General features: G+C 75.3%; 9 protein-coding genes and 2 pseudogenes. 6 read left to right on the top strand and 5 right to left on the bottom strand.

Features of this window, described 5'->3' with window-relative positions; genetic code table 11:
* Positions 1 to 49: 49 nt before the first annotated feature.
* Together BJF77_RS17605 and BJF77_RS17600 are read right to left on the bottom strand one after the other, a co-directional pair.
* Positions 50 to 295, bottom strand: a complete 246-nt coding sequence (locus BJF77_RS17605; RefSeq protein WP_075872978.1) for a hypothetical protein — start codon at positions 293 to 295, stop codon at positions 50 to 52.
* Positions 296 to 494: 199 nt separating this feature from the next.
* A complete protein-coding gene (locus BJF77_RS17600; RefSeq protein WP_075872977.1) occupies positions 495 to 1715 on the bottom strand; it encodes an aminotransferase class I/II-fold pyridoxal phosphate-dependent enzyme in 1221 nt (406 codons plus the stop codon).
* A 46-nt stretch (positions 1716 to 1761) separates the two neighbouring features.
* Here BJF77_RS17600 and coaD point away from each other — a divergent pair, with 46 nt between their 5' ends.
* The 5 genes from coaD to mutM all read left to right on the top strand — a co-directional run bounded on the left by coaD (position 1762) and on the right by mutM (position 4784).
* Positions 1762 to 2229 (top strand): pantetheine-phosphate adenylyltransferase, encoded by a 468-nt coding sequence (gene coaD / locus BJF77_RS17595; protein ID WP_047804614.1) that lies wholly within the window; start codon positions 1762 to 1764, stop codon positions 2227 to 2229.
* Between the two features lie 170 nt (positions 2230 to 2399).
* Entirely contained in the window at positions 2400 to 2912 is a 513-nt protein-coding gene (locus BJF77_RS17590) for a DUF177 domain-containing protein (protein ID WP_369821441.1), read from the top strand.
* A 2-nt stretch (positions 2913 to 2914) separates the two neighbouring features.
* Positions 2915 to 3118, top strand: a complete 204-nt coding sequence (gene rpmF / locus BJF77_RS17585; RefSeq protein WP_031282896.1) for a 50S ribosomal protein L32 — start codon at positions 2915 to 2917, stop codon at positions 3116 to 3118.
* 5 nt (positions 3119 to 3123) lie between these two features.
* Positions 3124 to 3822, top strand: a complete 699-nt coding sequence (gene rnc / locus BJF77_RS17580) for a ribonuclease III (RefSeq protein WP_075872976.1) — start codon at positions 3124 to 3126, stop codon at positions 3820 to 3822.
* Positions 3823 to 3842: 20 nt separating this feature from the next.
* On the top strand, positions 3843 to 4784 hold the full coding sequence (mutM, locus tag BJF77_RS17575) for a bifunctional DNA-formamidopyrimidine glycosylase/DNA-(apurinic or apyrimidinic site) lyase (RefSeq protein ID WP_075872975.1): 942 nt from the start codon (positions 3843 to 3845) through the stop codon (positions 4782 to 4784).
* Between the two features lie 82 nt (positions 4785 to 4866).
* Here the strand turns inward: mutM and BJF77_RS17570 are convergent, their stop codons facing one another.
* The 3 genes and pseudogenes from BJF77_RS17570 to BJF77_RS17560 all read right to left on the bottom strand — a co-directional run bounded on the left by BJF77_RS17570 (position 4867) and on the right by BJF77_RS17560 (position 9895).
* Positions 4867 to 6048: an NAD(P)-dependent oxidoreductase gene (locus BJF77_RS17570; RefSeq protein WP_075872974.1), complete on the bottom strand. Its 1182-nt coding sequence runs from the start codon at positions 6046 to 6048 to the stop codon at positions 4867 to 4869.
* Positions 6045 to 8740, bottom strand: a pseudogene (locus BJF77_RS17565) (alpha/beta fold hydrolase). Before BJF77_RS17565 ends, BJF77_RS17570 begins: the two are co-directional and overlap by 4 nt.
* Positions 8741 to 8869: 129 nt before the next feature.
* Positions 8870 to 9895, bottom strand: a complete 1026-nt coding sequence (locus BJF77_RS17560) for a 3-oxoacyl-ACP synthase III (protein WP_047804610.1) — start codon at positions 9893 to 9895, stop codon at positions 8870 to 8872.
* 257 nt (positions 9896 to 10152) lie between these two features.
* On the opposite strand from BJF77_RS17560, the pseudogene BJF77_RS17555 reads away from it, so the two are divergent.
* Positions 10153 to 11518: pseudogene (locus tag BJF77_RS17555) on the top strand (chromosome segregation SMC family protein); the annotation flags it as partial.

Genomic DNA, 11518 nt, shown 5'->3' with positions numbered 1-11518 from the left:
CGAGCGGCCGCCGCTGCCTCGGCAGCGCGGCGGTCCGCGCGGGCGGGACTCAGTCCCCGTACTTCTCGAAGACCAGGTCGTCCGTGTTCTTGTCCAGCTGGATCGAGCTGCTGTGCTGGATGAGCCGGGCCACGGTGCTGGCCTCGCTCTCCGGGACGACGAGCAGGTACTCCTCCACGCCGTCGTCGAGCGTCAGCTCGAACGTGTAGGAGCCGGCGTCACCGTCCCCCTGCCTGCTGCGGATCACGTCGACGCTCGTGACGCGCCGGATGTTCTTGCCCTGGCCTGCTGGCATGGTTCCCCCTTCGGACCCACCTCTCGGGAGGGGCCGGTCGCCGCGGCCGCGCGTGCCGGCCCCACTGACGACGGCGGCCGTCGACGGGCCGCCGACCCGCGCCCGGAACGCTCCACCGGGCTCGCGGGTGCGCACCACGCTAGCCACCCGGCGCGGCCGCGCCAAGGGTGCTGACCGTGTGTGACGGGCCGGCCGCGGCTCAGCCGGCCAGCCGCTGGGCCGCCTGCTCCAGGAGGTCCCGGCGCTTGCCGAAGGAGAGGCGCATCCAGGTGCCGTACAGGCCCCGGTGCGCCGCCGAGGCGAGGGCCGGCACCGGCACGCCCACCACGCCGGAGCGCTCGGCCAGCACGGGGGCCAGCGCGGTGGCGTCCCCGACGCCGTGCCGCTCGCACAGCGCGCGCACGTCGGCCACGACGAAGAACGTGCCCTGCGGCTCGAACGGCTCGGCGCCCGCGGCGGCCAGCCCCTGCACGAGCACGTCGCGGCGCTGCCGGAAGTCCTCGGCCAGACCCTCGTAGAAGGCGTCCGGCAGGCGCAGCGCCGCCGCCGCCCCGAGCTGCAGGGGTGTGGCGGCGCTGTGCGTGAAGTACGCCTTGGTGGCCCGCACCGCGCCGACGAGGTGCTCCGGTCCGCTCACCCAGCCCACGCGCCAGCCCGTGGCCGAGAACGTCTTGCCCACCGAGGAGACGGTGAGGGTCCGCTCGAAGGCCCCCGGCAGGGCCGCCAGGGGGCGGTGGGCGCCGTCGTAGCGCAGGTGCTCGTAGACCTCGTCCGTGACCACCACGCAGTCGTGCTCCTCGGCCAGCTCGACCACCCGGGACAGCACGGCGTCGTCGAACACGGTGCCCGTGGGGTTGTGCGGGTCGTTGAGGACCACCATGCGGGTGCGCGGCCCGAAGGCCGCGGCGAGGCGGTCGAGGTCGGGGGAGAAGCGCGGGGGCTCGAGCGGGACCGTGACCAGCCGCGCGCCCGCGAACTCCACCACGGCGCCGTAGAGGTCGTAGTGCGGCTCGAAGGTGACGACCTCGTCCCCGGGGCGCAGGAACGCGAGCAGGCTCGCGGCCAGCCCCTCCGAGGCGCCCACGGTCACGACGACGCCGGAGGCCGGGTCCGGCTCGAGCCCGTAGAAGCGGCGCTGGTGCTCGGCGACGGCCTCCTGCAGCTGCGGCACCCCCGCCACCGGGGAGTACTGGTTGCCGCCGCCGCGCAGGGCGGCCGCGGCGGCGTCGAGCATCTCCGGCGGCCCGTCGACGTCCGGGAAGCCCTGGCCCAGGTTGATCGCCCCCGTCCGGGCGGCCAGCCGCGACATCTCCTCGAACACCGTCCCGGAGAGCTCCCCGGCGGTGGTCAGCATGCCTCCTCCGTGGGCCATGCGCTCCCAGGGGGCGCGGGACGTGCGGGCGGCGGCATCGGCATCCATGGCCGCCAGTCTAGGGTCCCGCGGCGGCGTGCCTAGGATGGGGCCCATGCACCGAGCGATCTGCCCCGGCTCCTTCGACCCCATCCACAACGGCCACGTGGAGGTCGTCGCGCGCGCCGCGGCGCTCTTCGACGAGGTCGTGGTCGCGGTGTCCACGAACCCGCACAAGCGCTACCGCTTCGACCACGAGCAGCGGCTGGCCCTGGTGGAGGAGAGCCTCGCGGGGATCGCCGGCGTCGTCGTCGAGCCCATGGGCGGAGGCCTGCTCGCGGACTACGCGGCGCAGCGGGGCGCGGTGGCGCTGGTCAAGGGGCTGCGCTCGGGGGAGGACTACGCGTACGAAGTGCCGATGGCCACGATGAACCGCGACCTCACCCGGGTCGAGACCGTGTTCCTGGCGGGGGACCCGCAGTTCCTGCACCTGTCGTCCACCCTCGTCAAGGAGGTCCAGGGGCTCGGCGGGGACGTCTCCGGCTTCGTGCCGGGGCCCGTGCTGCGCGCCCTGCGGGGCTGAGCCCGCCGGGACCGTCCGGGGCCGCCGGGGCGCGTCCCGTTTGAGAACGGGCGGCGGGGCGCGCTACCATGGCCTGTCGGCCAGAATTTCACCAGGAGATCGTCATCAGTCGCGAGAACAGTTCGCCCCTCATCATCGATGTCAGGGACCTCGAGCACCGCCCGGGGACGATGCGACGACTGGAGAAGGTGGTGCCCGCGCCGAAGGACTTCGGCAACGCACTCATCGGCGCCCCGGAGGGTTCGGACATCGAGCTGGACCTCCGGCTGGAGTCCGTCCACGACGGGATCCTGGTGTCCGGCACGGCTGCCGTGGACATCCACGGCGAGTGCAGCCGATGCCTCGACCCGATCGACTACGATCTGGACGTCGACGTGCAGGAGCTGTACCTCTTCGACGCCGCCACCACCGGTGGGGAGGACGTCGAGGACGACCAGATGTATGAAGTTCAGGACGAGACGATCGACCTCGAGCCCATGCTTCGGGACGCAGTGATCACTCAGCTGCCGTTCCAACCGGTGTGCCGGGAGGACTGCCAGGGGTTGTGCGCCCAGTGCGGCGCGCGCCTGGAGGACGACCCGGGACACCACCACGAGGTGCTCGATCCTCGCTGGAGCGCCCTGTCGGGCCTGCTCGAGCAGGACACCTCGGAGAAGACGACCGATACGAGAGAAGAGAGATAGCCGTGGCTGTTCCCAAGCGGAAGATGTCCCGTGCCAACACCCGTGCACGCCGTTCCCAGTGGAAGGCGACCGCGCCGAAGCTGGTCAAGACCGTCGAGAACGGCAAGGTCACCTACAGCCTGCCGCACCAGGCCAAGGTCGTGACCGACTCCGCGGGGACCGCGCTGTTCCTGGAGTACAAGGGCCGCAAGGTGGCCGACGCCTGACCACGGTGACCACCACCGCCAACCCTCAGGACCTGCTGGAGCGTCTCGGCGTCGACATCGACGCCGAGACGCTCCGTCTTGCGCTGACCCACCGCTCCTACGCGTACGAGCACGAGGGACAGGGCCACAACGAACGGCTCGAGTTCCTCGGCGACTCCGTGCTGGGACTGGCGGTCACCGACGAGATCTTCCACCGCTACCCCGACGACTCCGAGGGCAACCTCGCCAAGATCCGCGCGGCGGTGGTGAGCACCCGCACCCTCGCCGACCTCGCGCGCTCCCTCGACGTGGGCGCGCACATCCGTCTGGGCAAGGGCGAGGTGCGGACCAGGGGCCACGAGAAGGCCTCGATCCTCGCCGACACCATGGAGGCGCTGATCGGCGCCGTGTACGTGTGCTCGGGGCTGGAGGCCGCCCGCGACTTCGTGCTGCGCCTGGTCGTGCCGCTGCTCGAGGACGGCTTCGTGATGACCGAGGGCCGCGACTGGAAGACCGAGATCCAGGAGCTCGCCGCGGCCCGCTGCCTGGGCCCCGTCCGCTACGCCGTGGAGGGCACCGGCCCGGACCACGACCGCCGCTACGAGGCGCACCTGGTCATCGGCGGCAAGGACCACGGCACCGGCACCGGCACCACGAAGAAGGAGGCCGAGCGCTCCGCCGCCGCGCAGGCCTACGCGGCCCTGGTGGCCCGCAGCGGTGCCTGAGCCGGGAACGCGGGGCGCCCGTGCCTGAGCTGCCCGAGGTCGAGGTCGTCCGCCGCGGCGTGGAGCGCTGGGTGGTGGGCCGCCGGATCGAGGCCGTGCAGGTCCTCGACCCCCGCTCGGTGCGCCGGCACGAGGCCGGTCCGGTCGCCTTCGCCCACGAGCTCGAGGGCGCGGTGGTCGGCGACGCCGTGCGCCGCGGCAAGTTCCTCTGGCTGCCGCTGACCGGGCCGGCCGGGGACACGCCCCAGGAAGCCCTGCTGGTGCACCTGGGGATGAGCGGGCAGCTGCTCGTCAAGGACGCCAGGCTGCCCGCGGAGAAGCACCTCAAGGTGCGGCTGAGCCTGTCCGAGCGCCCCGGCACCCCGGCCGAGCTGCGCTTCGTGGACCAGCGGATCTTCGGCGGCATGCTCCTGGACCGGCTCGTGCCCACCGACGACGGCGCCCCGGGCGGACGCTCCGCCACGGGGCTGGCGGCCGTGCCCACCCGCGCGGCCCACATCGCCCGCGACCCCCTGGACCCGGCCTTCGACGCCGACCTCCTGCACGACCGGCTGCGCCGGCGCCGCACCGGGCTCAAGCGGGCCCTGCTGGACCAAGCCATGGTCTCGGGGATCGGCAACATCTACGCCGACGAGGCGCTGTGGCAGGCGCGCCTGCACTGGGCCCGCCCCACCGACACGCTCCGGCGCCCCGAGACGCACCGGGTGCTCGCGGCGGTCCGGGCGGTGATGGAGCGGGCCCTCGCGGCCGGCGGGACGAGCTTCGACTCCCTCTACGTCAACGTCAACGGGGAGTCGGGCTACTTCGCCCGCGACCTCAACGCCTACGGCCGCTCCGGCCGGCCCTGCCCCCGGTGCGCCGAGGAGGGCCGGGCGGCGCTGATCGTGCGCGAGCAGTTCATGAACCGCTCCTCCTACCGCTGCCCGGCCTGCCAGCGCGCGCCCCGCAACGCCCGGTTCTGACCGGCCGCGGCGGGGCGCCGGCACCCGCGACGCCGGCCCAGAAGGTGCCGGCCCGGCGGGTGCCGGCCCGGCGGGTGCCGGCTCAGGCGGCGTCGGCCGCGGTGGAACCGGTGTCCGGCTGCGGGGCGTCGTGGGCGCCCAGCGGGTGCGTGCGGTAGTACTCGGCCAGCCGCCGCATGCCCTCCTCGATCGTCACGGCCGGCGACCAGTCGAGCACCTCGCGGGTGGTCTGCTGGTCGAACCAGTGCGCCGTGGACAACTGCTCGGCCAGGAACGCCGTCATCGGCGGCTCGTCGGCCCCCGGCCGCAGCGCCCAGAGCTTCTCGATGAGCTTCCCGGCGACGCGGGCCACCGCACCGGGGACCCGCCGGGTGGGCGGCTGCACGCCCGCCGCGCGGCAGAACCCGGAGATCAGCTCGCCCACGGTGCGCGGCTGGCCGTTCGTCACCACGAGCGCCTGCCCGTGCGACCACTCGATGCGCTCCAGCGCCCGCACGATCGCCTCGGCGGCGTTGTCGATGTAGGTGGTGTCGATCAGCGCCGCGCCGTGGTCCAGCAGCGGCATCCGGCCCCGGCCGGCGCGGTCCACCACGCGCTCGACCAGCTGGGTGTCGCCGGGGCCCCACACGATGTGGGGGCGCACGGCCGTGACCCGCAGTCCCCGGCCGTCCGCCTCGAGCGCGAGCAGCTCCGCGGCGGCCTTGGACCGGGCGTAGTCGCCGCGGGCGTGCACGGGGTCGGCCGGGCGGGCGGGCTCGCCCACGATCGACACCCCCGTGTGGGCGACCGAGGGGGAGGAGACGAACACCACGTTGTCCACGCCCGCGCGCCGGGCCGTCTCCAGCAGCACCCGGGTGCCCGTGACGTTGGTCAGCACGAACTCGTCCCAGTCCCCGGCGAAGGAGACCTTCGCGGCGAGGTGGACGACGTCGTCGACGCCCTCCAGCGCGCGGGCCACGGCCTCCGGGTCGGTCACGGAGCCCAGCACCTCCTGCACGCCGGGCTGGTCGGCCAGGTCGGCGTGCCGGCGCTGCAGCAGCCGCACCGTCCAGTTCCGGCTCCGGAGCAGGCGCGCCACGTGCTCCCCGAGCATCCCGGAGGCGCCGGTGACGAGCACCGTGCGGCCGCGCCCCTCCAGCTCCCGGGGTCCGCGGTCCGCCTCGTGGCTGCCGGTGCCGGCCGGCGGGGCGCCCTCCGCCACGGTGGCGTCGTAGGCGGGGACCTTCTCGTCGTGCGGGCCGTCCTTGCGGTGCTTGCCGTTCACGGGTTCCTGATCCTTCCTCCGGCCAGGGCGGCGTCGGCCCACCCGGCCAGCAGGGCTCGGTCGATCTTGGAGTTGTGCCGGATGTCGGTGGGGTGCTCGGGGAGCACGAGGACGGCCGCGAGGTCCATGCCGGTCGCCTCCCGCACGGCGTCGCGCACGGCGCCGGTCAGCAGGGGATCGGCGGGGCCGGGCCGCGGGGCCGGCGGCACGGTCTCCGCGACCGCCACGGGCACCTGGGCACCGGCCGGGCCCACGCCGACCACGGCGACGCGGCCCACCCCCGGCACGGCCTGGGCCGCGTGCTCGGCCGCGACCGGGGTGAGCACGCCCCCGGCGGCGACGATCACGTGCGCCAGCCGGCCCTCCACCCACAGCCGGCCGGCGGCGTCGACGTGCCCCACGTCCCCGGTGCGGTGCCAGCCGGGCAGCTGGGTGCTCAGGTGCTCCGTGGCCCACAGCCGGTCGTAGCGGTCCTTGACGTGCGGGGCGCGGGCGACGATCTCGCCGGTGGTCCCGGCCGCGGTGGTGATCTCGTCGCCGGGCACGCCGTCCGGGCCCAGGGCGGTGACGCCGAGCTCGGTCCCGTGCACGGCAGTGCCCACGCACACGCCGTTGCCGGCGCCGGCCACCGGGGAGCCCTCCGCGGCGGTGCCGTCCCGGCGCGCCTGTCGGATGGTGCCGAGCGTGACGTCGGTGAGGGGCAGCCCCTCGGTCATGCCGTAGGGCGTGTGCAGCGTCGCGGCCGGCACCAGCTCCTGGAACCGCTCCAGCAGCGCCTCCGGCAGCGGCGCCCCGGCCGAGAGCACCAGCTCCACGCGGCCCAGCGCCAGGCGCTGGCCCTCGTCGAGCTCGTGGGCGGTGGCCAGGACGTTGGTGATCGCGGCCGGGGACAGGAACACCGCGGTCGCCCGGATCGCGGAGGCGGCGTCCGCCAGGGCGCGGGCCGTGAGGGTCTTCGGTGCCGTGACGTCCATGTCCGGGGTCGCCGAGGTCGTGCCCATGGCGGGCCCGAGCAGGGCGAACGGCGCGAAGCCGGCCACGAGCCCGGTGCCGGCGGACAGGCCGTAGGTGCCGCGCACGGCGTCCCGCATCGCGGAGAGCTGCCGGTGGGTGTAGACCACGCCCTTGGCCGGCCCGGTGGACCCGGAGGTGAACAGCACCACGGCGTCCGCCTCGGGCCCGGGGCGGGCAGCTCCGGGTGCGGCGCGGACTCCAGCAGGCCGGGGACGTCGTGGGCCACGCCGAGGGCGCGGCGGGAGACCGGGTCGAGGCGCTCCAGGGAGATCCGGGTGCCCGGCCAGCCCAGTGCCCGTCCGGCGACCAGGGCCTTGCGGATGCCCACCAGCCAGTCGGGCCCCGCGCCCTTGAGCGCCCGGGTCAGCCCCTTCGGGCCCAGCCCGGTGTCCGCGACGACGACGACGGCGCCGACGCGCAGGCACGCGTAGAGCAGCGCGGTGAGGTCCGAGCCCGGCGGGACCATGAGGTTCACGCGGTCCCCGGGGCGCACCCCGATGCCGGCCAGGCCGGCGGCGAGGCGGTCGACCCGGTCGGCCAGCTCCGCCCAGCTGAGGCTGGCCCGCACCGGGGCCGCGGCCGCCCGCGGGCCCGCGGCCTCGGCGCCGCGGGCCATGTCGACCACGGCGAGGCCGAGGTCCGTGCGGCGCTGCTCGAGCTCCGCGTGGAACGGCACGTGGGCGCCCCGGGCCGTGGCGCGGCGCTGCACGTGCAGCTCGCGCCGGGTGGGGCCGGGCCCGAAGCGGTCGGCGAGCCAGGCCATCAGCGGGCCCGCGATGTCCCGGGCCTCGGGCAGCAGGTGCTGGGCGCCCTCGTAGCGGTGCACGTCGGCGTGCGGCAGCCGCCGCATGAGGTCCTGCAGGTAGCGCTCCTGGAACACGGGGTCCCCGGTGCCCCACAGGAGCAGGGCGGGGACGTCCATCCCGGCCACACCGGCGGCGATCTGCTCGAAGCGCGCGTGGGAGGGGTGGTCGGCGGGCACGGGGATGTCGGCCACGAAGTGCCGGATCGCCTCGCGCCGGGCGCTCGTGGCGTACGGGGCCCGGTAGGCCGTCCGGACGTCCGCGGGCAGGGACGGGTCCGCCAGCGCCAGCGCGACGTCGAGGAAGGCCGTGGTGCGCTCGGTGAGCAGCCCGTGGGCGGCCGGGGCCAGGGCCAGGCGCAGGGAGGCGGGGATCTCCTCGGCGCCGTCGTGGTGGACGGCGGTGTTGGTGAGCACCACGCCGCGGTGCACGCCCGGGTGCTCCAGCGCCCAGCCCGAGGAGATCAGTCCGCCCCAGTCGTGGGCGAGGGTCACCACGGGCGTGGTGGCGTCGTCGAGGCCGAGCTCGGCGGTGAGGTCGGACAGGTCCCGCACCCGGTCGTCCAGGCGGCGGAAGAGCCCGGTGCGCTCGGAGAAGCCCATGTCGAGCTGGTCCACGGCCACGACCCGCCACGGGTTGGCGGGGTCGACACCGGCGGCCAGCACGTCGCGCCACAGGTAGGACCAGGTCGGGTTGCCGTGCACGGCGAGCACCGTGCCGCGCGGGGTCAGCCCGGCCGCCTCCAGCGAGGCCGCGTTGTCCAGCAGGTGCCAGCGGCGGCGACGTCCGGGCACGGGCTCCACGGGCGCGGTGGAGGCGACCGTGACCGTGCGGGACCAGGCCGGGTCCACCCCGGGCAGCGGCACCTCCGTCATGGGCAGCCGTGCCGCGTCCGGCCCGTCGTGCTGGGAGGTCGTGGACGGTCGTCTGCGTGCCATGGGCGTGGGGCTCCTCGTCGGGTGCGGGCGTGCGGGGTCGGTCGGGCGGCGCTCAGCGCCGGGGAGTCACCAGTCGATCTCCATGTACGTCGCGTTGAGCCCGGAGCCGACGCCCAGCAGCAGGACCCGGTCGTCCTGCTCGAGCCGCTCGGCCTCGAGGGCGAGGGTCATGGGCAGGGCCGCGGCCGCGACGTTGCCCCAGAAGGGGAAGGTCAGCGGGAACCGCTCCGGGGCGATCCCGACGTCCTGGAACAGCTTGTTGGTGTGGGACATGGAGACCTGGTGGCCGATGTAGCGGTCCATCGTCGACCACTCCCAGCCGTCCTGGTGCGCGTCGTGCCAGGCGTCGGCGAGCAGTCCCACGCCGTGCTTGAGCAGGCCCGTGGCGTCGGTGTACATGCCGTCGAAGCCGCCGATGCACAACCCGTGGTGCTCGGTCGCGGAGCGTGTCACGGACCCCGCGATGCGGTGGCCCTCCGGGTGCCGCTCGGCCGGGCCGACCACGGCGGCGGCGGCCCCGCAGCCGAGGGTCAGGGTGGCGAACTCCCGCACCACGTCCGCGCGGGTCACGTCCGGGCCCTGCAGCCGCTCGTACGTCTCGCGGTGCCAGGGGGTCGGGTCCTCGCCGGCGACGACGACGGCGTAGTCGATCGCGCCCGAGTCGATCATCGTGGAGGCGATCGTGAGCCCGTTGACGAAGCCCAGGCACGCGTTGGTCACGTCGAAGTTCAGCGCGGAGGGCGCCAGCCCGAGCCGGTGGTGCACGGACACCGAGACCGCCGGCTCGTAGCCGTCGCGGGTCACCGAGGCGTTGATCAGCAGCCCCACCTGCTCCGGGCGGACCCCCGCCCGGGCCAGGGCCGCCTCGCCCGCCTCCACGGCGCCGTCGGTGAAGTGGCGCCCCGGCGACCACACGCGCCGCTCGTTGACGCCCGCGAGGCGCTGCAGCAGCCCCTTCGGCATCTTCAGCCGCGCGAACGTGTCCTCCAGGACCTCGTCGGCGTGGGACGAGGGCACCACCTCGTCGGCCTCGACCTTCGTGATGGCCAGGAGCGCGGCGTTCTGGTGACGGATCGAGGAATTACCGGTCAAGGTCTCTGGCTTTCGTTAGGGGCTCGCCGACGCCCCGCTCCGGCGCCCGGCAGGCGCGGTCACGGGTCGGCAGGTCGTGCTGGTCGCGGTCAGTCTACCGGCCGGTCGGCGGCGCGGTGCCCGGGCCCCGCCGTTTCTCTGCAGGCTTAGCTTTTCCGTCCGGCCCGGCCCCTGCCCGCACCGCGCCGCCGCGCCGGGACGCGCCCGAGTACAGTGGGGGCGACCCCCGAACCCTCAGCCCAGGAGACCGGCCGCCCGTGCACCTGAAGACCCTGACCGTGCGCGGGTTCAAGTCGTTCGCCTCGGCCACCACCTTCGAGTTCGAGCCCGGGGTCACCGCCGTCGTCGGGCCCAACGGCTCGGGGAAGTCCAACGTGGTGGACGCCCTCTCGTGGGTCATGGGGGAGCAGGGCGCCAAGTCGCTGCGCGGCGGGAAGATGGAGGACGTCATCTTCGCGGGCACGGCCGGGCGGGCCCCGCTCGGCCGCGCCCACGTGGCCCTGACGATCGACAACGCCGACGGCGCCCTGCCGATCGAGTACTCCGAGGTCACGATCTCGCGCACGCTCTTCCGCTCCGGCGGCTCCGAGTACGCGATCAACGGCCGGGCCTGCCGGCTGCTGGACATCCAGGAGCTGCTCTCCGACTCCGGGCTCGGCCGCGAGATGCACGTCATCGTGGGCCAGGGCCAGCTCGACCGAATCCTGCACGCCACGCCCGAGGAGCGCCGCGGGTTCGTCGAGGAGGCCTCCGGGATCCTCAAGCACCGCCGCCGCAAGGAGCGCACGCTGCGCAAGCTGGAGGCCATGCAGGCGAACCTCGACCGGCTCGAGGACCTCACCGCCGAGATCCGCCGCCAGCTGACCCCGCTGGGGCGGCAGGCCCGGGTGGCCCGCCGCGCCCAGCGGATCCAGCACGACGTCCGCGACGCCCGGGCCCGGCTGCTGGCCGACGACCTCGTCCGGGCCCGCACCTCGCTCGCGGTCGACGAGGACCTGGAGCGCCGGCTGCGCGCCGAGCGCGCGCAGGCGGAGCAGGACCTCGACGCCGGGCGCGCCCGGCAGGCCGATGTCGGGGCCCGCGCCGCACGCGCGACACCGGCGCTCAACGCGGCCCGGGACACGTGGTACCAGCTCACCGCGGTGCAGGAGCGCTACCGGTCGCTGGCCTCCCTGGCCGCCGAACGGCGCCGGCTGCTGGGCCCGGCCGCCGAGCCCGCCGAGCCGGCCCGGGACCCGGACCGGCTCGCCGCGCAGGCGCCCGCACCCGGGCGGAGCAGGACCTGCTGCTCGAGCAGGTCGAGGACGCCACGGACGGGCTCGCCGCGGCCATCGAGGACCGGGAGGCCGCCGAGGCCGCCGCCCGGGCCCAGGACGCCGTGGTCACCGGGCTGCTCCGGGCGGCCGCCGACCGGCGCGAGGGCCTGGCCCGGCTGACGGGCGCCGTGGCGGCGGCCCGCTCCCGGGTGGAGGCGGCCGAGAACGAGCTCGCCCGCCTGCACACCACCCGCGCCGAGGCCGGGGAGCGGCGGGAACGGGCCGGCGCGGAGGCCGACAGCCTCGCGGCGGCGCCCGCGAGGCGGCCGGGGCCGCCGACCGTGCCCGCGCCGAGCACGAGGCGGCG

This window comes from Kocuria sp. CNJ-770, assembly GCF_001942375.1.
GTDB classification, from domain to species: Bacteria; Actinomycetota; Actinomycetes; order Actinomycetales; family Micrococcaceae; genus Kocuria; species Kocuria oceani.
This window is presented reverse-complemented; position numbering and strand designations above follow the sequence as displayed.

Excerpts from the sequence above, each read along its gene's own strand:
- BJF77_RS17605 (WP_075872978.1), bottom strand. The coding sequence starts at position 295 with ATGCCAGCAGGCCAGGGCAAGAACATCCGGCGCGTCACGAGCGTCGAC.
- BJF77_RS17600 (WP_075872977.1), bottom strand. The coding sequence starts at position 1,715 with ATGGATGCCGATGCCGCCGCCCGCACGTCCCGCGCCCCCTGGGAGCGC.
- coaD (WP_047804614.1), top strand. The coding sequence starts at position 1,762 with ATGCACCGAGCGATCTGCCCCGGCTCCTTCGACCCCATCCACAACGGC.
- BJF77_RS17590 (WP_369821441.1), top strand. The coding sequence starts at position 2,400 with ATGCGACGACTGGAGAAGGTGGTGCCCGCGCCGAAGGACTTCGGCAAC.